The sequence below is a fragment of the Ruegeria sp. YTSC003 genome (genome assembly GCF_059609785.1).
This window is the reverse complement of the sequence record NZ_JBXWMK010000003.1, coordinates 43,035-64,430: the sequence shown is the minus strand read 5'-3', so window position 1 is coordinate 64,430 and position 21,396 is coordinate 43,035. Positions and strand designations below refer to the sequence as shown.

Below are 21,396 nucleotides of genomic sequence, written 5' to 3'. Positions count from 1 at the left end.
CACTCAGAAAGACCTCGGTTTCGATTACCTGCCTTCAGTCATCGTTGGCTTCTTTTTCCATTTCCATCACCAGGCGCGTTTCCAGAACCTGACCGCTTTTGTAGAGGATCGGATAGGCGACGGCGGCGATGTGCCCGTGCAAGTCGCGCATGGACCGCAGGGTTTCCAAATGCAGGTCGCTGGACTGAAAACTCTCGGTCTGACCGCGCTCCAACCGTTTCAGGTGCGCCTTGCGGCTATTGCGGGACATCCGCTTGACCTCGGCCTTGTCCAACACCAGCCGGCGGGCACAATCCATGTCGTCCACCAACAGCACGTGACGCGCCAGCGAGAAGCTTTCCAGAATGGCCGCGTGCAAATCCTTCAGCTCTTTCCAGCCCTGCGCCGAGAACTCCGAACGTTCAGTATGCTTGATCTGCGCCGTCCGGGTCATCCGGTTGGAGACGACATCGCCCGCAGCTTCAAGACGGATGGCATATTCGACCAACCCTCGTGCGGCTTTGATCTGCCCTTTGCTCATATTCTGCCGCGGCATGCGCGCAACGAAACGGCGGATCTCGGTCAGTTGCGTATTGACCCGCTCATCCTGCCGCCAAAGCGCGGAAATCGCGTCGCTGTCATCCTGTTCGTAGATATCCAAAACGGGGCGGAACATACGCTCGACCTGCGTGATCATCTGCAACAGTTCGTGACGCACCGAGGACATCGCAACGCTGGCCCTTTCGCCGCTGGGGTCCCCCAGCGGTGTCAGCGCATCCGAAAACTGATCCAGCGCATTGGCCTCGGCTTTGGGCTCCGCCATCAGAACGGCCATCGGCTGTTCCAACTGGTTCACGAAACCCGTGGCCAGAAGGAATACAGCCAAATTGAATCCGATATGTGCAAAAATCAGAGACTGCGCCGGGCTCGTCACCAATAGCGCCTCGTGCAAACCGCCAACATTCACGACGATCAGCATTACCAGCGCCGCGCTTCCCCGCAATAAGAGGTTGGCCAGAGGGATACGCCGGGCTGAGACGGTCATATCGCGCGTCAGCCACATTGGAATAAAGGCCGAACCCAGATTTGCTCCCAGCACCAGCGACAAACCGGCGGCAAAGGGAATTGCACCGATCTGAACCAAGGCCACGCACATCAGGATCGTCGCGACCGAGCTGTGCATGACAAAGGCCAGCACCGCACCAACGATAAAGGCGCTGAAATAATCGGTCTCAAGATACCCTGCGATTGCGGGCAAAAACGCGCTTTCGCGGATCGGCTCAACTGCTTCGCGCAGGAATTGAAGCGAGATCAGGATAAAGGCGACGCCCAGAACGATCCGGCCCATAAGCCGTACATTCGACCGTTCGGATTTCAGGTACAGCCAACCGCCCAACGCCAACAATGCGGGTTGAAGCCAGCCCAGATCATAGGACAGAACCTGAATGACTAAAGCGGCGCCCAAATCCGCGCCCAGAACACCCGCCAGCGCCATCCCAAACGTCACCATCCCCGCCGCAGCGAAACCGGTCAGCAAAACCGTAACGGCGGCCGAGCTTTGCAGGATCGTGGCCAGAACCATGCCAGCCCCCCCTGCAACGAAGCTGTTGGAGTGGCGTGTCAGGATCGACTGAAACAGCGCACCAAAGCGCCGTTCGATACCGGTACGAACCAAGCGTACGGCGAATAGCAGCAACATGGTTGCGGCAAAAATCTCAATCAAAAAGCTCGCGATAGCCATATGTTCACACCTCGTCTGACCGGTGCGCACAAATGTGCTTCCGGTTTTGTTTTTCTATTCTTGGAACAGACGAGAGCATAAATGATGTCGCTTATTGATGTCCAATCCCGACGCACGGGGTGCCCCACGCGTCGGGAAGAAGGGTTTCTTAGGTGTAACGATAGGGCCGACCAGCCTTTAGCATCTCGGCGTTGTAACGCTTGAAGATGTCGACAACTTTCGCTTTGGTCTCGGACTCGGCTGCCACTTCGTCCCAGAACTTCACGGCGGCTTCCTCAACGGTTACCCATTCTTCGTCCGGGATAGAGGTCAATTGCATCTTGGTGCCGTTGACGCGCAGGTTGGCCTCACCACCCCAATACCACCACTGACGGTAGTAATGTGACTGATCACAGCAAACCTTGAACAGGGTCTGCAGATCTTCGGGTAGTTCGTTCCAGCGGTCCATGTTGGCAAAGAAGTGACCCGCCCATGCGCCCGACACGTTGTTGGTCAGGAAATAGTTGGTCACATCGGCCCAGCCGACGGTGTAGTCTTCGGTGATGCCCGACCAAGCGATACCGTCCAGTTCGCCCGTTTGAACCGCAACCTCGATGTCTTCCCACGGCAGGGTTACCGGCACGACGCCGAACTGAGACAGGAAGCGCCCCGCCGTCGGGAAGGTGAAGATGCGTTTGCCCTTCATATCCGCCAGGGAGTTGATCGGGTCCTTGGTCGCAAAGTGGCACGGGTCCCATGCGCCAGCGCTGATGTGTTTGACGCCGACCTTGGAGTATTCCTCGTCCCAGATCTCGTTCAGGCCCCACTGGTTGAACAGCACAGGCACGTCCAGAGAATAGCGCGAAGCGAACGGGAAATAGCCACCGAACACAGTTACTTCGGTAGGTGATGCCATCGAGTCATCGTCCGACTGAACCGCGTCGATGGTGCCTTTCTGCATCGCCCGGAACAGCTCTCCCGTGGGAACCAGCTGATCAGCATAGAACAGCTCGATCTGCATCCGGTCACCGGCGATCTGGTTGAACATCTTGATCGCAGGATCAATCACATGCTCAGCCAGCGCAGGACCTGCATAGGTCTGCATCCGCCATGTGATCGTGTTCTGCGCCAAGGCAGGCGTCGCCAGTGGTGCGGCAGCAACGCCAACCCCAGCGGTTTTCAGAAACTTACGTCTTGTCGTCATGTCAATTCCTCTCCGTTAAAGTTTCTGTGCCCGTTCACCGAGCATTCTTATTAGTTTCCATAGACATACCCGGGCAACCACAGAGCGATTTCCGGGAAAATCATGATGATTGTCAGCGCCAGCACCATCACCGCGACAAAAGGAAAGATCGAACCATAGATGTCCCGCAGGGTGATCTCTGGCGGGGCCATCGCGCGCATCAGGAACAGGTTATAGCCAAAGGGCGGCGTCATATAGGCGATCTGCGTCGTGATCGTATAAAGCACCCCGTACCAGATCAGATCAAAGCCCAACTCGCCGACCAGCGGGACATACAGCGGTGCCACGATGACCAGCATTGCTGTATCGTCCAGGAACGTGCCCATGACGATAAAGCTTAGCTGCATCAGGATCAGGATCATCCAGGGTGACAGGCCCAGCTGGTCTGTGAATAGGTTGTCGATGGCTTTCACCGCGCCGAGACCGTCAAATACGGCCCCAAAGCCCAGCGCGGCCAGAATAATCCACATGAACATGCAGGAAATGGCCAACGTCTGCTTGGTGCAGTCTTCGAAAATCTTCCAAGTCATGCGGCGCTTGATGACGGACACAGCCAGAGCGGTCAGCGCTCCGATCGCCGAGCTTTCCACCAGCGAGGTCCAACCATTCACAAACGGTACCATCATCGCCGCGAAGATTATCAGCGGCAGCGCCCCTGCTCCCAACAGCCTGATTTTTTCGGCCCATGGCACCTCATGCGCGTCTTCCATTGCGGGTCCCAGCTCGGGCTGAATGCGGCAGCGAATCCAGATGTACAGAATGAACATCGCGGCCATCAGAAGACCCGGGATAATCCCCGCCAGCCACAGTTGCCCGACAGGTTGCCGCGCGATCATCGCATAGAGGACCAGAACCACCGAGGGTGGAACCAGAATACCAAGACTAGAACCCGCCTGAATGACCCCGGTCACCATCGTCTTGTCGTAGCCGCGCCGAAGCAGTTCCGGCAGCGCAATGGTCGCACCAATGGCCATACCCGCAACGCTGAGGCCGTTCATGGCCGAGACCAGCACCATCAACCCGATAGTGCCGATGGCCAGACCACCATTGATGGGCCCCATCCAGACGTGGAACATCTTGTACAGGTCATCCGCCAGCCGGCTTTCGCTGAGCACATAGCCCATGAAAATGAACATCGGCAGTGTCAGCAGCGGATACCATTTCATCAGCTTCATCGCGGCCGAGAACGTGATGTCCTGCCCGCCTGTGCCCCAAAGCGCCAGCGCGGCAATGGTAGCCACCGCGCCAATCGCGCCAAAGACCCGCTGACCTGTGAACAGCATCAGCATCATCAATGCGAACATGAAGATGGCGATATATTCCTGGCTCATGCCCGCACGACCCCGATTTCCTGCCCGTTGATCCGGGCTATGTCTTTGAAGAATTCCGATATCGCCTGCAGCAGCATCAGGAAGAAGCCGAACACCATGATGGTTTTTACTGGCCAGATATACGGCCGCCACGCTGTTGATGAGCGTTCAAGCCGGCCAATTTCCTCACTGCCTGTCAACAGTCCAAAAAAGTAGGAGACCGGTTCATCGCCCCAATAGCCAAGGCTGTAGGCCGTCGACCCAAGCCCGCCATAAAACAATACCCCCAGGTAGAAGATCAGCAGCAGAACGGTGAAGGCATCGAACCAGGCTTTCCGGTGCGGGCTCCAGTTGTGATAAAACAGGTCCATTCGGACGTTCGATCCCAGCTGGATCGAATACGGTCCGCCCATAATGTAATAGGTCACCATCGCAAACTGCGCCATTTCCAGCGTCCAATGCGATGGCACGAAAAACGTTTTTGAGATCGAGGACCACAGCAGGATGCCCATCATGACAAACAGGCCCCACATCATGACCCGCCCGATCCGGTAATTCACCGCATCGACGACCCGCACATATGACGCCATCGCTTTGATCACGCCGCGCCCCCTTTCTGAAAATCTGCAAGGGTCCGCGCGATCCAGGAAACCAGGCAATCGGCCATAGCCTCCTGCTGCTCGGGCGTTTGTATCAGGTCATTGCGGATCTCGATCATGACGTTCAATAGCCCGTTCGGCAGCGCCTGCGCGTCAAGTGTATGGGCAACCCCGTCCGCCGCCGAATACGGCTCATTCAAGCGAGTCTCATAGGTTTGGTCGGCGGGTGCTGTCGTCATCATTGCCCGGGCGAACCGGTCATCCACCCCGTGTAATATGCCCAGTTCCACCTCACGCGTCTGACCATGGTAGACTGGTGTAAAGCTGTGGACCGTCACCATAAGTTCAAGCGTATCCCCATTTTGGGAGATCAGGTCAGACAGTGCCTTGCTGAAGGGCTGGTAGATGCTCTCAATCCTGCCTTCACGCTCTTCCTCGGACAGATCGACATTCGCTGGGATTTGATAGTCCTCGCTGCGCGCCGGCATGGCCCCTGCGGCTTCAGGCGGGCGATTGCAGTCATAGACCAGCCGGGACACCCCGCCATACACCAGAGGTGCCGACAGGCGTGCCGCCATCAGCTTGGCCACAGCCAATGCCCCGGGATCCCACGCGATGTGGCTTTGCAGCGCGCCCACAGGCAAACCCATATCCCCCAAAAACGCGGGAATGCGGCTGGACGCGTGTTCGCAGACCAGCATTACCGAAAGGGGACCATCCACTGTGTCCGTGTGAACGACTGTTCCGAAGTCCAAAATACCGCCTTGCGATTCCAATTAAGATGCGTGTGGAAAAATTTCCACAAGAGACCTTAACCTGTCAATATTTTTCCTGTATAAATTTCACCACTCTTGATATTGCTGAAAAATTATTCACACTAAGATCGAAAAGATGCAGGAGGAACGCCGCGTGCGGGTGACGGACAGGCTGCTGGCCCACAAAGACAAGATGACCCCATCCGAGCGTCAACTGGTAAGTGTATTGCTGGACGACTACCCTATGGCCGGTCTCGGCAGCATCACCGAACTGGCCAGCGCGGCCTCGGTGTCCACCACGACAGTCGCGCGGATGCTGCAAAAGACCGGGTTTCAAGGTTACCCGCAGTTTCAGGCCGCCCTGCGGGGCGAAGTGAAAGAAATGATCTCGGGGCCGGTCGCCAAACGTGACTTGTGGCAAAACGATCTGCCTGAAGAGCATATCCTGAACCGGTATTCCCAACAGACACTCGCCAATCAAAAACGCACGATTGATGAGGTTGATCCAGACGAATTCGACAGTTTCTGCAACTTGTTATGTGACCCCAACCGGCGCATCTTTATCACCGGTGGACGCATTACCGGCACGTTGGCCCAATACCTGTACCTGCACCTGCAGATGATCCGCCCCGACGTGCGGCTGCTTCCCGTTGCGGCATCGTGGACACACGATTTGCTGGACGTACGCAAAGACGATGTGCTGGTCGCACTGGATGTTCGCCGATATGAAAACGCGTCCCTACTGATCGGCCAGCTGTGCCATGAACGCGAGGCTGAAATTGTTCTGTTCACCGATCAGTGGCGCTCACCCATTCATCGGCTGGCCAAACACACCTTTGCGGCGCGTATTGCCGTGCCGTCGGCGTGGGATTCAATGGCAGCCATTCTGGTTTTGATGGAATGCGTCATCGCCGAAGTACAGGAAAGGCTGTGGGATTCGGTTAAAGAGCGCACAGATGAGCTGGAACAGGCCTTTGACCGCACCAAACTGTTCCGGAAATTCGGCCAAAGCTCGGGCTCATAACGGCTTTTTACCACCCAAACGGAACAACTGAGCGTGAGGAGTGTTGCCAGCCGCATAGCAGGCCGTCACTTTGAAGGCATGAGTTTCGTGACCCAAAACCAACTACCGCTTTTGATCCTGTTCTTTCTGATTGGATTGATTGGCACCGCCTTTCTTTTCCGTAAACCCGCCGGGCATCGCGCCTGGAAACTCGCGGACCTCGTCTGGGTTGTACTGGGTGGCGTTGGCGCGCTGGTCGCGGTTTTGGCCGGGCTTTACACTTCGGATAGCTCGCGACTGGACCGCCAGATAGACGTGGCTTACGCCGCCGGGCTGGCCTTTGACCGCGATGCCGCGCGGTTCCGCCTGCGGTTCTGCGACCCGGCCTTTGACCCGGATACTGCTATTCTGTGCGAAAAGGTTGAATTCCTGTCGGCCTCAACCGCCAGCAATGCCGACCTGCCATTGTTCATCGCAGTCACAAATGAGGTCGCGCCACTGCAGGGGCTGCATTTTTTGTTTGGCAGTCAGGCAAAAGACGAACAGGACGAAATGCGCGCAATGGCCGACAAGGCTGATGCGTTCAACATCGATCAGTTCCTAGTCTTTACCACTCTGGACGACATAACACAGGCCGCGATCGACAACATGCGCCGCAAGGTTCCCGCGATTGCCGGTGACTATCTGATCCTGGCGCAAAGCTATGATGATCTGGTGGAACAGGTCGGCAAGTTGAAGGACGAATGGGAATACCTGCAAGACAATGCGCACATACTTGTGCTGCAGATCATCGCGTTATGTCTGGTCAGTTTCGCAGCGCCGTTCCGGCTGGGCAAGTCCGTGGTCGAGCTGCGCGCGTCGCTCAGCGCCGATAGTCCTGCGCCAGCTTCGCAGGATCTGCCCCCAGAAAATACCGCGTCAGAGTCCACAGGTTCCGCCCTCCCCGACGCAACCAGCCCGCACGCTCATAGCGATCCGCGCTCGTAACTGCCCGGCTGGGCAGCAAGGTGATGCCGCGCAAGCTGCGGACCAAAGCGACGTCCTCCATCAAGGGTTGATCGGGAAAGCCCCCCGCCTTTCGATACATCTCACTCGGGACCAACAGGCCCTGATCGCCATATGGCAGGCCAAACAGGCGACTGCGCAGATTGGCCCAACCCGCCACCCATGCCGGCGCAAAGCCTGACGCCCGAAACGCCAAGCGAAAAGCAGCCGGGGTTCCGGTGAAAAGATGGTCGACTACAACCTTAACCCACCCTGCTTGCAAAACTGTGTCGGCATGCAAAACAAGCAGCCAGTCCCCTTTGGTTGCTGCGCATCCTCTGGCCAATTGCCCCCCGCGCGAAGGTGGCCCGGTCACGATCTCAGCACCGGCCTCATCCGCAATCTTTAAAGTCAGATCAGTCGACCCACCGTCCGAGACGATCAATTCGCGGATCAGCCCCGCATGCAGGCCTTCCATCAAGGCCGCAAGGGTCGCGGGAAGGGTTCCTTCCGAATTCAGGGTCGGGATAACGATGCTAATCGGCGCAGGCACGGCGGAAACCCTCTGGTCATGGCAGCGGAAACCCCTATATCACGAGGTCCGAGGAAAAGACGAGGACAACCCAGATGCCCAACCGCCGTATATTGCGCCTGAGCGGCTCGGACACCGACAGCTTTCTTCAAGGGTTGATCACCAACGACATCGCAGGATTAGACAATGGGCTGGTCTACGCCGCTCTGCTGACCCCACAAGGCAAATACTTGGCGGACTTCTTCCTGAAGCGCGAGGGCGACGCGGTTTTACTGGATGTTGCCGAAATCCTTGCCGATGGATTTGCCAAACGGTTGGGCATGTACAAACTGCGTGCAGATGTCAGCATCGAAGACAGTGGCCTGAACCTGCAGCGCGGTACTGGCCCTGCCCCCGAAGGTGCCCTACCCGACCCGCGCCATCCAGACATGGGGTGGCGGGCCTATACTGCGGGTGCGGAAAACGACGACGATACAGATTGGGATGCAATTCGCGTGCGACACTGCATTCCGGAAACCGGCATCGAACTGACCCCCGACAGCTATATCCTTGAGGCCGGGTTCGAGACGCTAAACGGCGTGGACTTCAAGAAAGGCTGCTATGTCGGGCAAGAAGTCACCGCGAGGATGAAACACAAGACCGAGCTGCGCAAAGGCTTGCGTGGCGTCAGCGTCAGTGGTTCAGCACCAGTTGGAACTGCAATTACTTCTGGCGGAAAACCGGCCGGTACATTGTTCACCCAATCCAATGGCCGCGGGATCGCCTATTTGCGATTGGACCGCGTAGGTGACGACATGCAGGCTGGTGACGCCACCATACAGTTGGACACTTAACGTGTTGCCGAACCGGCACGGCTGACCAGCTGACTGAATTGGCGTGGTTTGAACATAGCCAAGTGCGCTGTCACACTGGTTTGAATTCAGCAATCCGGATGCACGTATGTTCCAGCTATACAGGGCAATCTGGCGCGCCAGCGCCGGACGGCAGATCATCCTCATCGTTCTGTCCATCGCGATCGCGGGTCTGGCTGCAGTTCCGCTGGAGTTTCAGCGCGACATCATCAACCACCTGACCTCAGCCGACGTAACTACGGACAAGCTGATCTACCTGGGTGCCGGAATGATGTCGGTCATCTTACTCAGCCTCGCCCTAAAGTGGCTTTTGAGCTATCGCGCAGGAACGTTGGGCGAAGACCTGATCCGCATGATCCGCCAAAGGCTGCTACTGCGCGCCTCAGATATCAATGTCTCGGGCGAAACGATGCGCAAGGGCACGATGACCACGGCGATTTCAGCCGAGGCAGAAGAGCTGGGGAAATTCGCGGGCGGCGCTTTCTCGGACCCGGTCGTTCAGATCGGCACGTTGATCAGTGTGATCGGCTATATCTCGTCAACGCAACCGGGGCTGGGCATGATCGCCTTTTCGATGATCGTGCCGCAGATCATCATCGTGCTGGTATCCCAACGCAAGGTGAACGTGTTTGTCGCCGAACGTGTCCGGATACTACGCGGAGCCAACGATAAGCTGAATGTCGAGCGGATCAACGAAGTCGCGCGCGAGGTTGAGGCGCAGTTCGACGATATCTACGAAACGCGGCGCAGGATGTTCATCTGGAAGCTTTCTGCCAAGTTTCTACTGAGCGTCATAAATGGAGCGGGAACCGTTGGCGTGCTGATGCTGGGTGGCTATTTGGTTCTGAACGGGAAAACGGATGTCGGCACTGTTGTCGCCGCCACAAGCGGCCTCAGCCGCATTCAGGGGCCCACAGCATTCCTGATCGCCTTTTACCGGCAGGTCAGCGCCAATCGCATCAAGTATGAACTGATGCTTGAACTGTTTGGCCCCAACCCCGAACGGTATCGCCAAATCAGACGGGGCAGTTGATAAAGAAAAACCGCGTGGCACCAGTCCACGCGGTTTTTCTTTACTCTGGTAAACGCGTGGTTACGCGCGTTCGGAGTATTCCATGGTTTCGGTGTTCACCACGATCATCTCATCCTGACCAACAAATGGCGGCACCATGACTTTGACACCGTTGTCCAGAATGGCTGGCTTGAACGAATTCGCGGCGGTCTGACCTTTGACCACAGGCTCGGTCTCTACGATCTTGCAGGTCACTTTCTGAGGCACCGTGGCGTTCAGAGCCTCGCTTTCATAAAATTCGACGACAATTGTCATGCCGTCCTGCAGAAACGGGCGGCGTTCACCCAGCAGTTCCGCGGGCAGTTCGATCTGCTCGTAGGTCTCGGAATCCATGAAGACCAGCATGCCGTCAGATTCGTACAGGAACTGCTGATCTTTCTGTTCAAGACGCACGCGTTCCACTTTGTCCGCCGAGCGGAACCGCTCGTTCAACTTCGAGCCATTGCGCAGATTGCGCAGTTCGACCTGCGCAAAAGCGCCGCCTTTACCGGGCTTTACGTGGTCAACTTTGACTGCGGCCCACAGCCCGCCGTTATGCTCAAGCACATTTCCGGGGCGAATTTCGTTCCCATTTATCTTGGGCATGACTTAAATCCTTCACAAACGGTTGATGCGTCAGTTCCCGCTCCTATATCTGGCGGGAACACACCTGACAAGATGACGAGACCTAGTGCTGCACTTGCAGCAAGCTATGCAAATGACGCAACGCAACTATGCATTTTAAGTGTATCCGAATCGCACTTAATCGGTCATAAGAACCGTCACGCCGAAAATGCAAGAGCAAGAACAACAAGGAAGACGAGATGAGAGATTTCGTTGACGGCACTGCCTTTAACAACGAGCAAGGCAATCGTGCACGCAAACTTTTCGCGGCCGTCGTACTGGCTGCGCTGGATGACGCTATTGCCGACGACAAGAAGTATGGCAATGGCCCGGAACAAATCGCCCGTTGGGCACGTTCTCGCGATGGTCGCGAAGTACTGTCGTGCGCGGGCATCGACCCGAATGAGCGCGTTGTTGGCGGACTGATGGAGTTCGTTGGACGCGGTGTGCGCACTTCGGTTGCACTGTCGCGTGAAGAAAGCGAGCGCCGCAACGCCGCCCAGCAAGCAGAAGCCGCCTGATCCAGGGCGACTATCGCATGAAAAAGCGCGCTCCCAACTTGGGAGCGCGCTTTTCTTATGCCAACTGTCAAAAGAATAACAACCACTGCCGTGCAACCCATAGCTCGGCCACTAACAGCACCGCGAAGAATATTTTCGCCCAGACTGACATACCGCGACGCCACAAAACGGTATAACACGCGACACAAAGCACGGCGGAAAGGGGAGCGACCCACACGGCGTGATGTGAACTGTCCCAATAACTGACCGGGCTGTGAAACACCCAATCGCTGAACGGCCAGAACTGAGGCCGCCCGTCCCCTGCATGCAGCAGAAAATCCATCGCAAGATGCAACAGTCCGGCAGATGCGCCGACGGTCAAGGCCGCCCGATGTGCCCAGACCCCAACAATCAAAGCAGACCCCCAAAGGACAAATGAATTGTCGATCGCAAACACGGTCTGCCAGCCGTCGGAAAAGTAAAGCTGATCGAAGACCACATTTGGCGGTATCCCAAGCAGGAAGAGGGACGTGCCCGCCATCACATAAAGGGAAAGATCCGGCAATAACGATCCAAGCAGCGCTGCCCACAGGATTCGTCCGTGGGCGGGGCGGGCAAAGGCGGCAGCTCCGATCAAAAGATGCGCTGGCGTATTCAACTTTGGCTTTTCCTTTGCCTGCAAATCAGGTCATCTGCGCGTCAACATAGGAGACAGGCCATGGTTCGATCCATCATGATTCAGGGCACCGGCAGCAATGTTGGGAAATCGGTTCTAGTGGCCGGTCTGGCGCGGGCTTTTACCCGGCGCGGGTTGCGCGTTGCACCGTTCAAACCGCAGAACATGTCGAACAATGCCGCCGTCACCGAAAATGGCGGAGAGATCGGGCGCGCACAGGCTTTGCAAGCGTTGGCGGCGCGGCGTGCGACGCATACGGACATGAACCCGATTCTGCTGAAACCGGAAACCGACACTGGCGCTCAGATCATCGTACAAGGCCAACGCGCGGGCACGATGAAAGCGGGCGATTACCGCAAGGATAAATCCAAACTGCTGGGCGCGGCACTTGAAAGCTTTGACCGCTTGTGCAGTGACGCGGATCTTGTCCTGATCGAAGGTGCGGGCAGCCCGGCCGAAACCAACCTGCGCAAGGGTGACATCGCCAATATGGGATTTGCGCGCGCTGCAGGCGTACCGGTTATTCTGGTAGGTGATATTCACCGCGGGGGGGTCATTGCCCAGATCGTGGGCACCCAGGCGGTATTGGATGCAGGCGATCTTGAGATGATCCGGGGTTTTGCCGTCAATCGGTTCAAGGGCGACGTATCCCTTTTCGACGAAGGTCGCGATGAAATCGCAGCACGTACCGGATGGCCCTGTCTCGGCGTCGTTTCCTGGTTCCATGATGCGTGGAAACTACCGGCCGAGGATATGATGGATATCCGGTCCCACTCTGGCGGGGCCTGCAAGGTCGTTGTTCCGCAGTTGGAACGCATGGCCAATTTTGACGACCTCGATCCGCTGTCTGCCGAACCCGGTGTCTCGGTCGAAATCGTGCCAGCAGGACGCCCCCTTCCCGGTGATGCCGATTTGGTACTGCTGCCCGGCAGCAAGTCCACCATCGGTGATCTGGCTTACTTCCGGGCGCAGGGCTGGGACATCGACCTATATGCCCATGTCCGCCGGGGCGGCCATGTTCTGGGCCTGTGCGGCGGCTATCAAATGCTGGGCAAGACGATCGTTGATCCGGATGGCGTCGACGGGCAACCGGGGGCTGTCGAAGGGTTGGGCCTGCTGGATGTTGAGACCGTGATGGCAGGGAAGAAACAGGTAACACTCACATCAGCCCTCGCCCTAGACGGAGGAGAACCGGTTTCAGGCTACGAAATCCACATGGGCCGTACCGAAGGCCCTGATTGCGCCCGCGCTTGGCTGGAGGTCGAGGGGCGGCCAGAAGGTGCCGCAAACGCCTCTGGTCGTATCCGTGGCAGTTACCTGCATGGAATCTTCAGCTCGGATGCATTCCGCGCGTCTTACCTGTCGCAGTTGGGCGTGACCTCGGACTTGGCCTATGAAGACGGAGTCGAAGAGACGCTGGACGCGCTGGCGGATCACCTTGAACGGAATATGGATCTGGACCGCCTGCTGGCGCTTGCAGAAGCGCCCCAAAGGGCCTGAGCGCTACTAGAGGTCCTGCTCGGCCAGGGCCTTGTAGATTTCGCGCCGAACCATCTTGCGGACGTTGCGGGTGATGCGTTCGCCCAAAACACCCTGCAATTCTTCACGAACAACTTCGGCGATCATTTTGCGCAATGCGTCTTCGCTTATGCCAGCTATCGCAGAATCTTCCGCTGCTGCTTCGACAGGGTGAGCAGGTGGTGCGGTGATCACCTCGGGGTCGCGAATGAAAGTTGCCTTGGTCGTTGCCACAGCTTCTTTAGCCTTTGCCTGAGTGGGTTCGGCTTTCTTTCCCCCGGTATCCGAAAATTCTTTGCGTGCGCTGAATTCAAGGGCTTTCGCCGGAGTACCGGAGTACTCGTCTTCGCTGTCGCCGTCCGGCTCCCACTGGTCCTCAGTGCGTGCAATCGCCGCCTCTAGGGCTTCGATCTTTGCGCTCAGGCTGTTGGTCGGGTTTTTGGGCGGCTCTGGCGCGGCTTGTTCTTTGTTGGCGGGATCTTCACGATTTACGATGTCGCACGCGCGCAAAAGCATCGGCTTGACCGACGCGTCGGCCGTGTAGCCTGCTTTGGCTTCGGCTTCAATCTCCGGGCTGTCTTGAATGCTGGACGTTCCGCCGACTCGCAATGCATCGGTAAGCACCAATCGCCCGGGCTTGCGGGCGATTGAAGGCGTGGGTTCAGAGGTTTGCTCACCTCTTTCACCGACCAGCCGTTTGATCGAGGACAGCACGTCCTCTACTCTGCCGTTCACGACTTTTTCCGTCATTGTTCTCTACCGCTCTATCCTCAGGATTGAGTGTAGCCAAACAAGCCGGGCGTCACAACAGATAGTATTGGCTCTTAGTCGCGGCGCAGTGCTTTGAGAACGCGATCCAGGTCCTTGCTTTGTCTGCTGACCTGAGCCGGCGCTTTCTTGACCAGGTTATAATACAGCGTCGGATCATAGATCTGCACCGCCAGCCCCAGACGTTCTGCAGTCAGCAGACCCTGTGCCTGCAACAGCTGGTAGGCGGCGCGCGAACGCTCGATCCGCGACGCGACTTCGGCCAGCTGCGCATCCAGCAGATCCTGCTGGGCGTTCAAAACATCCAGCGTGGTCCGTGCACCCAAAGTGGCCTCTTCGCGAATACCGTCAAACGCCACCTTCGATGCGCGCACCCGTTCGCTTGATGCCCGCAGGCTTGCAGATGCCGCCTGGAAACGGGCATAGGCTTCGGTCACACCCTGAGTGATATCTTTTTGCACATTCAACAGGTTGGCACGCGATGCATCCCGTGTGGCCATGGCGCGGCGCACGCTTGCGGCCAAACGGCCACCAGCATAAATCGGCTGGTTGAAATTCAACGAAACCGTGCCGTCTCTGGTGTTGTCGTCGTTGTCATAGCTCTCGGTGATACCGGCATCGGCATTCAGGCTGACATTCGGACCCAGGTTGGCGCGCTGCTGCGCCACGATCAGATCGAAGGCACGCACCTGGTGCTGAGCCGAAAGAATGGCCGGGTGATTACGCTGCGCAAGGCTGACGGCCTGCGGTTCCGAGTTTGGCAGGTTTGGCAGGCTCGGTTGACCGGCCGTGCGTCCGGGCGATTTGCCAACGGCATTCACATATTCCGCCTGTGCCGTATCGAGGTTACCGCGCGCAACAGCCAGATCAGCTTGCGAGCTTGCAAGCTGGGCTTGTGACAGCGCAACGTCCGTACGCGTGACCTCGCCTACATCGAACCGGTCCTGCGATGCGCGCAGTTCTTCGGCCGATACGTCGACGTTGTTCAGGCGAATCTGTACGGTTTCTTCCTGCAAAAGAACTTCGAGATAAGCATTGGCTCCGCGGAACAGAACCTGTTGTTCGATATCAATAAGGGTCTGCCTAGTGGACAGCACCGTTTCTTGCGCCGATTGCTTGCCCAGAACAGCAGCCCCACCATCGTAGAGCAACTGGCTGAGGGTCAGCCCCGTGAAGAAGTTGTTCGGGTCGGGTCTTGTCACCACATTGTTGACTTCGCGACGCGTGTAGTCGTGGCTAATTGCAACCGTCCAGTTGATGATCGGTCGAAGCGCCGACAACGCGATTGCCACGTCTTCGTCTGCTGCACGCAACAAGGCGCGGTTTTGTTCCAACAAACCGCTGGTATTGTAAGCGCCAATGAATGCGTCAGTTATATTGTCGGCCCAAACGGCCCGTCCCGGCACAAAGCTAAGTGCGACCCCTGCAGTCAGCGCCAGCGCTTTGACCAGCTTCCCTCCCGCCATAGAACCCATAACGAAATCCTCTCAAATCGAATTTACCCTGCTCTGCCTATAGTTTGCGCGTTTGCGTTAAACTAATCAAGGCGGCAGAAAAATCAGCTGTCAAACTATAGCGAAAATACACGATTTTTGGAAAATGTCTGCAAAATCGGTGCATTGGCGTTAAACGCATCCCGCCAGGTCACACGACCCCCTGATTTATGGCCGATACGGACGACCCCCAGCGCACCCTGGACAAAAAGGCAGGCAATTCGCCCATGATCCTTAAGCTGTGCGATCAAAGCATCGGGAACCTGTTCAACGCCGCCTTGGATCATGATCACGTCATAGGGTCCATGTTCAGGGGCACCCAGCCCAAGCGGACCGACATGGACAATCGCATTGTCTGCCTCCGCCTCCATCAGAATGGACTGGGATTCGGCCGCAAGGCTCTCGTCTTCCTCTACGGCGACAACCAGCTGTGCCATGCGCGCAGCCACAGCGGTCGAATACCCCAAGGCCGGAGCAATATCCAAAACCGACTCGTCGGTGGAAATGTTCAATATGTCCAGCATCTTAGCCAGGGTCCGCGGCTCCAGCATGCAGCGCCCGTCACCCAGCTCGATCAATCCCTCGACATAGGCGGCCTCGCGCTGTGCATCCGGCACGAAATTCTCGCGCTTGACGGTAAGCATCGCGTCTATGATGGGAAACTTCGTAACATCAGAAGGACGTATCTGGGTATCGACCATCGTTCGGCGGCGGGCTGCGAAATCTGTCATTGGATCGCTCATCTTGTTCCCTTGGGTGATTGAGTTCTGCCACATCCTTGAAAAACCAGCAACGGCCCAGACACGGAAACTTTCCAATCTTCACAAGATACAACGTCGCAACGGAAGACTAAGTTTGCACCCGACCCTGAAATTTGCGCTCCCCCCTCTGGACGCTCCTGTCGAAAGCTGCTAAAACGCCGGTCACACCACGGCAAGTATTTGATTTTACTTGAAAAGGCGAGTTGGCGGAGTGGTGACGCAGCGGATTGCAAATCCGTGTACACCGGTTCGATTCCGGTACTCGCCTCCATTTAAAAACAATCACTTACATCACTCCTTGCCGTGTTTGGGGCCCCGCGTTTACAGGGGCGTTTACATTTTTGTGTCTAGAGACAGTGATTTTGCTCGATTGAGCTTGCGCAGAACTGCATCGCTTTCGTCCGGGCTAACCTGCGCATAATGCTCGATAACCTGCGCCGCGTAGCGAACCGACCACCCCATCAGCACCGCAATCTGGCGCAAAGACAGATCGGCATTCAGCAATCTTGTCGCCGCCGTCCCGCGAGTATCAGACAGAGTCTTTTCTCGCCCATCGATCCAAGGGGGGATCTGAGCTTCGCGCCGCCACTTAGTGATCTGGTTCGATGCCCAACGTGCCGTCAAAGGCCTGCCAAGCTCTGATACCAGCAGCACTTCTTGTTCCTTCGGCGTCTCAGCGATCAGTTTTTCGAGGGCGGACGTAGCTGGGATATAAGCGATCTGGCCTCGCTTACTGGTCCTGAAACGAAGGCGCTTGCCGTGCGGCGTGTCTTCGAATTGGTCCATTTTAACCTGAACCAGATCGGCCGCTCGCAAGCCGGTTTCGCATCCGGCGGTCAGGATCCTTTGGACCCACTTGGGTGCATGTTTATTAAACTGTGCGATATCGCCGCTCGTCCAGATGATTTCTGTGCGGTTCGATTGGTAGAGCTTCTTGAGCTTGTGGCAGTGATGCTCTTTCAACTTCCCCTCTTCCACCGCCCAATTTAGGACGCGCGTCGCATGGGTGCCCGCCATATCGTGCTGCTTGGGCGAATGAAGCCACTTCTTGCGCCAATTGTTAACCTCGCCCCTAGAGGCGCGCTCTTCGAACATTGCGACAGGATCGGCACCGAATTCTTCGCGGAACAGCTCCAGCCATTTGCGGATATCAGCCTTTGAACGCTCAGCCTTGGGCAAGGACGCACTGGACAGAAATTCGTCGACCAAGTGAGTCGTCAGATATTCAGCCGGACTCACAGGCGTGCCGCACTGTGAAAACGCATGATAGAATTCGGGTTCTTTGGGGTTTGGGTCCGTCCCTTCCCAAAATTTGGGGCCGCCCCGCCAGGCATAGAAATGGTAGCGAACACCAGACACGACCTTGCGCCGGACACGGTGGACGCCCTTGGGAAGATTACTTCTGGGCACGGCGCGCTCTCCGCTGGGCAACGAGGCTCGGTTGCGAAGCGACTTCGCGTTCTGCCGCGCTGATGCCCTGAACAGCATCCAATCGCGCGCGAATGAGTTTCGGGTCATACCACCCGCGCCGCCCTGGCACCGGAGCGATACCCGTCCTACGGCAGAAATCATAGAAGGACGTGCTCGGCTCGCTGTACCCGAAGAGAAGCGCAAGCTCTGGGGTCGGAATCAGCTGAATATGGCTTGGGCTCATTTTTCAGCCCTCTCACCTACGGCTTCTTGCCGCGACATGGCTGCCCGCAAACAAGACACCACCTGAGCGCCTTGCGAGCGCAAGTTCCGCACTGCTTCCTCTTCGAGCCAGGCTTTCACGTCCGCTGGAAGGTTAAGTTTGAACTGGGTTGTCTTCATATTTACACCTCAACAAAAGGACATAAAATGTCCATATCATTGAGGACAAATATTGTCCATCATGCAATCATGAAAGAAGAAGCCTTGGTCCAATTCAAACTCTTGCTTCCCGCCGCGCTCAAGAAGCGTCTGGAAACGCATGCAACACTGAACCGGCGCAGCCTGTCTCAGGAAATCGTTGTCGCCCTTGAGGAGAAGTATCCGGCCGCAGAACCGGATGCGACATCCGATCCAGCGGCCCGTATGCTGTTCTGGCTCGCCAAACGCATCCGTCGAAGAAACCCAAAGCCTGGGACGCCAAGGGACAAACAAGCCGCCCTGTATGAGCGCATTGCGGGCGATATCGCAGAACGTATGAAGGACATCGGCGAATAGCCTTAGTAGCCCACCCACTCATATCCATGGTTGCCTTCGTGATCTTCCCATTCAACGCCAACCCCGCGCCGCCAGTTTGATGACGAACAGCGCCGGGACGGCAGAACCCATTGCGGGGCGGCCGCTGGTGTCGTGCGTTGCCATCCGAATTCGCCCTGGGTGCCGTAGGTCCCGAGGCGCATGCTGTAACTCTCAGAACAATCATCGTCGCGGCCACGTTCGCGATGGCTGTAGTGCCGAACATCCCAAACACGGATCGAGCGCACAAAATCGAATTCCAGACCACTGATGTCGATATCGGCACCATCTTCGGCCACCTGTGCAAAAATGACTTGGCCGAGCGTCTGACCTGTTTGGTTGCTGGCCTCCCAGATTTTCGGGGCCGTGCTTTGCATCGGCGCGCGCTCAGAAACACCCATGGGGCAGCGCCAGATTTGCAACGGCGGCTCAATCGGCCAGGGCGTGATCCGGCGGATAAACACAGCACGGGCATGGGCACATTCTGCTGACGCGGGCCACCCACCAGCCAGGCAAAGCAGAATGGCGCAGTCAACCTGATAGGCCTTTGCCGCCTGCGGGGCCACGGTTGAAAGCAGAGCCACTAGAGCTCCGGCGGTCCAATTTCTGATCAGTCTGCACCACATGTCAATAAATGCCTTATGATTACATTATCGTATTATTGATACACTACCCCAAACCCCGACCTTCACACCATATGCGGGCATATGGCTTATGATGTTCGCGCGCGTTTTGTGGAATATATTCCGTAGAGCGATTCTTGTGATCTGGCCGAATAGAGGCCATGAAATTACGGGAACGAGTAGGGCTAAATGTCCGGAATCTAAGAAGTTCCAGAGGATTGAGCCAAGAACAGCTAGCTTTGGCTGCGGATGTAGATCGCAGCTATATCAGCGAGATTGAACTCGCCAAAAATTCAGCATCAATCGATGTTCTGGAGCGGATCGCGGATGCTCTCGAGGTCGATCCCAAGGAATTGTTTAACGAGAGGGGCTAGTTTTGCCCAAACTTGAGAGTTTTCGCTCAACGGCCGAAGCCATCGGTCGTATTTCATGCATCCAAACAGGCGAAGAAATCGGTCTACTGTATCAGTGGGATAACGGCGAGACGCAGGCCGCGCTTTATGTAGACGGATCAAGCAAGCCGCCAAGCTTCCAAAATCAGGTTACTGAACCGAACCTTGGCGCAAAACGCGGCTAGCGGCTGAAAACCGCACAAAGTGCGCTCGCCAGAACGGATCCATGCTTCACGCGCACGCGCCGGTCTAGCCGCCCAAATCAAACATTACGTTCGTTGGAAAGTAACGTCGCCTTGCTCTGCGGCTTGAGGCTCTTGGTAAATGGGAAAAGGGCTACCTAACGGCGCAATCTTGGTTCAGTCTACGGAAATAACCAAAACCATATTGGTGTTAAATTGACAGGACACAATCATTACCCATGGTGCACATGCGGATGGTGCGTCGGCGGAGGCAACCGAAACGGTGGAGGCGTCTCCGCCGCGCCAGCAACAAAGTCCCCTCAGCCGGTCTATTCCGACTATGAAAAGCTTCAAGCGACGCAAACACTGAAAGGCTACGGCGCAACAAGCTACTCTCGCTGCTTCGTGAATCCCAATGCATTCTGCCCCGTCTGCGGTCAGCCCGTCTATTTTTATGCCAATGAACACGGCAGCCGTGTATTCTTTGATGAACTCGGGAAACCTTGGGCGAAGCACCCTTGCACGGACAACGAGCGCACTGCCTCTGGCTCTGTGCGTACTCGCCCCTCCAGTCGACCAGTTGCCGAAATCAAAGAAATTCTCGGTGCCGAACAAAAAATCGAACAGAGAATACTACCTGTAGGCCGGAAAGCGAGAAGAGATTCCTGGAAGCTTGCGGTGGTTGTTGAAGTCCACTTCGCTAACTTCGGCATGGACGTTCAGATTGAAGACCTTTCAAGCCAAAATCACCAGAAATATCGTTTTTTCATCTACTGTGACCAGCCGCTTTTGGTTGAAGGTGACCTCGTCAGTCGCCGTAGGCAGACTTTCTCATTTCTCCACCCGCAGTCACTTGAAGACACTACCGTTGTCAACGGTGACCGGCTTGTAAACTTCGAAGTGCTGGAAAAGGAAATCGACCCTAGCCAAATTCCTGGTGAGGTTTCAGAGCTAATGCCATCCGAAAGAAGGCACTTTGGGTCAGGAAGCGGCATAACTGCTAAGGTATCAGGCACATTGAGGTCAACCCTCGAAGATTTCGCCAAAAAGGGAATCGTGGGGCCCAAACTTGTTTCTCACTATTTGAATGAAACCGGCCGTACGACTGCTGATGGCTCGCTTTGGACTCCTCGCCTTGCCTTTTTTCTGATTGCCCTATCCGGCGTTTCCCAAGAAAAACCGGTTAGGCAAAAGAAACGAACCGCAGGTAGCAAACCTCAAAAGGCTCGGAAGCCGCAACCACATGCACGCACCAAGAAGCGCTCACGTTCATCTGGAACCCTGTCTGGCAATTCGGTTTCGCAATCAGCCAAAAAAACCCACAAGCCACGTTCCGAACCCGCAGCTCGGCTCTCCAATGATGTAGATGAGTGGGCACGTATGCTCTCAAGACTTGGGCGGGTTTCCAGAAAAGACGACGACGGCTGATGATTGCCCGGTGCTACGATTGAGCGCTGCTAGCGGTCGCCCACCCTTTTGAATTCGGAGCAGCTTGGCGATACGACTATCAGTCCTAGCGGCTTTACTCCGTACTCATTTGACCTATAACCGCGCCGAACCAAAAGCCACACTGGCTTACTGCCACTTTGAGGCCTCACAATTGGCGATCGGTCGGGGACTTGTTCCA

General features: G+C 56.5%; 22 protein-coding genes, 1 tRNA gene and 1 pseudogene. 11 read left to right on the top strand and 13 right to left on the bottom strand.

Going from position 1 to position 21,396, the window contains the following annotated elements; translation table 11 throughout:
• Positions 1 to 34: 34 nt before the first annotated feature.
• From AC2FFH_RS07295 to AC2FFH_RS07275, 5 genes are all read right to left on the bottom strand, one after another.
• Entirely contained in the window at positions 35 to 1,720 is a 1,686-nt protein-coding gene (locus tag AC2FFH_RS07295; protein ID WP_496844093.1) for a Na/Pi cotransporter family protein, read from the bottom strand.
• A gap of 148 nt (positions 1,721 to 1,868) precedes the next feature.
• A complete protein-coding gene (locus AC2FFH_RS07290; RefSeq protein ID WP_058274157.1) occupies positions 1,869 to 2,903 on the bottom strand; it encodes a TRAP transporter substrate-binding protein in 1,035 nt (344 codons plus the stop codon).
• Between the two features lie 50 nt (positions 2,904 to 2,953).
• Positions 2,954 to 4,273: a TRAP transporter large permease gene (locus tag AC2FFH_RS07285; protein WP_113790362.1), complete on the bottom strand. Its 1,320-nt coding sequence runs from the start codon at positions 4,271 to 4,273 to the stop codon at positions 2,954 to 2,956.
• A complete protein-coding gene (locus tag AC2FFH_RS07280) occupies positions 4,270 to 4,854 on the bottom strand; it encodes a TRAP transporter small permease subunit (protein ID WP_496766871.1) in 585 nt (194 codons plus the stop codon). The genes AC2FFH_RS07285 and AC2FFH_RS07280 overlap by 4 nt, the downstream gene beginning before the upstream one ends.
• Entirely contained in the window at positions 4,851 to 5,627 is a 777-nt protein-coding gene (locus AC2FFH_RS07275; protein WP_496844092.1) for an N-formylglutamate amidohydrolase, read from the bottom strand. The genes AC2FFH_RS07280 and AC2FFH_RS07275 overlap by 4 nt, the downstream gene beginning before the upstream one ends.
• A gap of 115 nt (positions 5,628 to 5,742) precedes the next feature.
• On the opposite strand from AC2FFH_RS07275, the gene AC2FFH_RS07270 reads away from it, so the two are divergent.
• Together AC2FFH_RS07270 and AC2FFH_RS07265 are read left to right on the top strand one after the other, a co-directional pair.
• Positions 5,743 to 6,630 carry a MurR/RpiR family transcriptional regulator gene (locus AC2FFH_RS07270; protein ID WP_058274161.1) on the top strand — a complete coding sequence of 296 codons (888 nt, stop codon included), beginning with the start codon at positions 5,743 to 5,745 and terminating at the stop codon, positions 6,628 to 6,630.
• Between the two features lie 78 nt (positions 6,631 to 6,708).
• Positions 6,709 to 7,464: pseudogene (locus tag AC2FFH_RS07265) on the top strand (hypothetical protein); the annotation flags it as partial.
• A gap of 7 nt (positions 7,465 to 7,471) precedes the next feature.
• Here the strand turns inward: AC2FFH_RS07265 and AC2FFH_RS07260 are convergent.
• Positions 7,472 to 8,146: a TIGR04283 family arsenosugar biosynthesis glycosyltransferase gene (locus tag AC2FFH_RS07260; protein WP_496766869.1), complete on the bottom strand. Its 675-nt coding sequence runs from the start codon at positions 8,144 to 8,146 to the stop codon at positions 7,472 to 7,474.
• Between the two features lie 74 nt (positions 8,147 to 8,220).
• Here AC2FFH_RS07260 and ygfZ point away from each other — a divergent pair, with 74 nt between their 5' ends.
• Together ygfZ and AC2FFH_RS07250 are read left to right on the top strand one after the other, a co-directional pair.
• Positions 8,221 to 8,958 carry a CAF17-like 4Fe-4S cluster assembly/insertion protein YgfZ gene (gene ygfZ / locus AC2FFH_RS07255; protein ID WP_496766868.1) on the top strand — a complete coding sequence of 246 codons (738 nt, stop codon included), beginning with the start codon at positions 8,221 to 8,223 and terminating at the stop codon, positions 8,956 to 8,958.
• A gap of 106 nt (positions 8,959 to 9,064) precedes the next feature.
• Positions 9,065 to 10,009 (top strand): ABC transporter transmembrane domain-containing protein, encoded by a 945-nt coding sequence (locus AC2FFH_RS07250; RefSeq protein ID WP_496844091.1) that lies wholly within the window; start codon positions 9,065 to 9,067, stop codon positions 10,007 to 10,009.
• Between the two features lie 60 nt (positions 10,010 to 10,069).
• On the opposite strand, the gene efp is transcribed toward AC2FFH_RS07250, so the two are convergent.
• Positions 10,070 to 10,633: an elongation factor P gene (gene efp, locus AC2FFH_RS07245; RefSeq protein WP_496723679.1), complete on the bottom strand. Its 564-nt coding sequence runs from the start codon at positions 10,631 to 10,633 to the stop codon at positions 10,070 to 10,072.
• 218 nt (positions 10,634 to 10,851) lie between these two features.
• Here efp and AC2FFH_RS07240 point away from each other — a divergent pair, with 218 nt between their 5' ends.
• On the top strand, positions 10,852 to 11,172 hold the full coding sequence (locus AC2FFH_RS07240; RefSeq protein WP_008757056.1) for a DUF6280 family protein: 321 nt from the start codon (positions 10,852 to 10,854) through the stop codon (positions 11,170 to 11,172).
• 67 nt (positions 11,173 to 11,239) lie between these two features.
• On the opposite strand, the gene AC2FFH_RS07235 is transcribed toward AC2FFH_RS07240, so the two are convergent.
• Positions 11,240 to 11,809 (bottom strand): cobalamin biosynthesis protein CobQ, encoded by a 570-nt coding sequence (locus tag AC2FFH_RS07235; RefSeq protein WP_496844089.1) that lies wholly within the window; start codon positions 11,807 to 11,809, stop codon positions 11,240 to 11,242.
• A 60-nt stretch (positions 11,810 to 11,869) separates the two neighbouring features.
• On the opposite strand from AC2FFH_RS07235, the gene AC2FFH_RS07230 reads away from it, so the two are divergent.
• On the top strand, positions 11,870 to 13,327 hold the full coding sequence (locus tag AC2FFH_RS07230) for a cobyric acid synthase (protein WP_496844088.1): 1,458 nt from the start codon (positions 11,870 to 11,872) through the stop codon (positions 13,325 to 13,327).
• 6 nt (positions 13,328 to 13,333) lie between these two features.
• Here the strand turns inward: AC2FFH_RS07230 and AC2FFH_RS07225 are convergent, their stop codons facing one another.
• From AC2FFH_RS07225 to AC2FFH_RS07215, 3 genes are all read right to left on the bottom strand, one after another.
• Positions 13,334 to 14,095: a hypothetical protein gene (locus tag AC2FFH_RS07225; protein WP_496844087.1), complete on the bottom strand. Its 762-nt coding sequence runs from the start codon at positions 14,093 to 14,095 to the stop codon at positions 13,334 to 13,336.
• A 74-nt stretch (positions 14,096 to 14,169) separates the two neighbouring features.
• Entirely contained in the window at positions 14,170 to 15,588 is a 1,419-nt protein-coding gene (locus tag AC2FFH_RS07220) for a TolC family outer membrane protein (RefSeq protein WP_496766863.1), read from the bottom strand.
• A 95-nt stretch (positions 15,589 to 15,683) separates the two neighbouring features.
• The gene (locus AC2FFH_RS07215) at positions 15,684 to 16,337 is read right to left on the bottom strand and encodes a protein-L-isoaspartate O-methyltransferase family protein (protein WP_496766862.1); all 654 of its coding nucleotides are present in this window, start codon (positions 16,335 to 16,337) and stop codon (positions 15,684 to 15,686) included.
• Positions 16,338 to 16,564: 227 nt separating this feature from the next.
• Here AC2FFH_RS07215 and AC2FFH_RS07210 point away from each other — a divergent pair.
• Positions 16,565 to 16,638, top strand: a tRNA-Cys gene (locus tag AC2FFH_RS07210).
• A gap of 62 nt (positions 16,639 to 16,700) precedes the next feature.
• On the opposite strand, the gene AC2FFH_RS07205 is transcribed toward AC2FFH_RS07210, so the two are convergent.
• A complete protein-coding gene (locus AC2FFH_RS07205; RefSeq protein WP_496844086.1) occupies positions 16,701 to 17,726 on the bottom strand; it encodes a tyrosine-type recombinase/integrase in 1,026 nt (341 codons plus the stop codon).
• Between the two features lie 522 nt (positions 17,727 to 18,248).
• On the opposite strand from AC2FFH_RS07205, the gene AC2FFH_RS07200 reads away from it, so the two are divergent.
• Complete coding sequence (locus tag AC2FFH_RS07200; RefSeq protein ID WP_050673817.1) at positions 18,249 to 18,554, top strand: hypothetical protein; 306 nt, start codon at positions 18,249 to 18,251, stop codon at positions 18,552 to 18,554.
• Between the two features lie 2 nt (positions 18,555 to 18,556).
• Here the strand turns inward: AC2FFH_RS07200 and AC2FFH_RS07195 are convergent, their stop codons facing one another.
• On the bottom strand, positions 18,557 to 19,198 hold the full coding sequence (locus AC2FFH_RS07195; protein WP_496844085.1) for a hypothetical protein: 642 nt from the start codon (positions 19,196 to 19,198) through the stop codon (positions 18,557 to 18,559).
• Positions 19,199 to 19,356: 158 nt separating this feature from the next.
• On the opposite strand from AC2FFH_RS07195, the gene AC2FFH_RS07190 reads away from it, so the two are divergent.
• The 3 genes from AC2FFH_RS07190 (at position 19,357) to AC2FFH_RS07180 (ending at position 21,197) form a co-directional block, all read left to right on the top strand.
• The gene (locus tag AC2FFH_RS07190; protein WP_055190692.1) at positions 19,357 to 19,569 is read left to right on the top strand and encodes a helix-turn-helix domain-containing protein; all 213 of its coding nucleotides are present in this window, start codon (positions 19,357 to 19,359) and stop codon (positions 19,567 to 19,569) included.
• A 2-nt stretch (positions 19,570 to 19,571) separates the two neighbouring features.
• A complete protein-coding gene (locus tag AC2FFH_RS07185; RefSeq protein WP_496844084.1) occupies positions 19,572 to 19,772 on the top strand; it encodes a hypothetical protein in 201 nt (66 codons plus the stop codon).
• 402 nt (positions 19,773 to 20,174) lie between these two features.
• The gene (locus AC2FFH_RS07180; protein WP_496844083.1) at positions 20,175 to 21,197 is read left to right on the top strand and encodes a hypothetical protein; all 1,023 of its coding nucleotides are present in this window, start codon (positions 20,175 to 20,177) and stop codon (positions 21,195 to 21,197) included.
• Positions 21,198 to 21,396 lie beyond the last annotated feature (199 nt).

Bases quoted from the DNA above. Each gene is read 5' to 3' on its own strand.
- AC2FFH_RS07250 (WP_496844091.1), top strand. From the start codon at position 9,065: ATGTTCCAGCTATACAGGGCAATCTGGCGCGCCAGCGCCGGACGGCAG.
- AC2FFH_RS07215 (WP_496766862.1), bottom strand. From the start codon at position 16,337: ATGACAGATTTCGCAGCCCGCCGCCGAACGATGGTCGATACCCAGATA.
- efp (WP_496723679.1), bottom strand. From the start codon at position 10,633: ATGCCCAAGATAAATGGGAACGAAATTCGCCCCGGAAATGTGCTTGAG.
- AC2FFH_RS07230 (WP_496844088.1), top strand. From the start codon at position 11,870: ATGGTTCGATCCATCATGATTCAGGGCACCGGCAGCAATGTTGGGAAA.
- AC2FFH_RS07270 (WP_058274161.1), top strand. From the start codon at position 5,743: ATGCAGGAGGAACGCCGCGTGCGGGTGACGGACAGGCTGCTGGCCCAC.
- AC2FFH_RS07290 (WP_058274157.1), bottom strand. From the start codon at position 2,903: ATGACGACAAGACGTAAGTTTCTGAAAACCGCTGGGGTTGGCGTTGCT.
- AC2FFH_RS07220 (WP_496766863.1), bottom strand. From the start codon at position 15,588: ATGGGTTCTATGGCGGGAGGGAAGCTGGTCAAAGCGCTGGCGCTGACT.
- AC2FFH_RS07200 (WP_050673817.1), top strand. From the start codon at position 18,249: ATGAAAGAAGAAGCCTTGGTCCAATTCAAACTCTTGCTTCCCGCCGCG.
- ygfZ (WP_496766868.1), top strand. From the start codon at position 8,221: ATGCCCAACCGCCGTATATTGCGCCTGAGCGGCTCGGACACCGACAGC.
- AC2FFH_RS07195 (WP_496844085.1), bottom strand. From the start codon at position 19,198: ATGTGGTGCAGACTGATCAGAAATTGGACCGCCGGAGCTCTAGTGGCT.
- AC2FFH_RS07240 (WP_008757056.1), top strand. From the start codon at position 10,852: ATGAGAGATTTCGTTGACGGCACTGCCTTTAACAACGAGCAAGGCAAT.
- AC2FFH_RS07285 (WP_113790362.1), bottom strand. From the start codon at position 4,273: ATGAGCCAGGAATATATCGCCATCTTCATGTTCGCATTGATGATGCTG.
- AC2FFH_RS07190 (WP_055190692.1), top strand. From the start codon at position 19,357: ATGAAATTACGGGAACGAGTAGGGCTAAATGTCCGGAATCTAAGAAGT.
- AC2FFH_RS07225 (WP_496844087.1), bottom strand. From the start codon at position 14,095: ATGACGGAAAAAGTCGTGAACGGCAGAGTAGAGGACGTGCTGTCCTCG.
- AC2FFH_RS07295 (WP_496844093.1), bottom strand. From the start codon at position 1,720: ATGGCTATCGCGAGCTTTTTGATTGAGATTTTTGCCGCAACCATGTTG.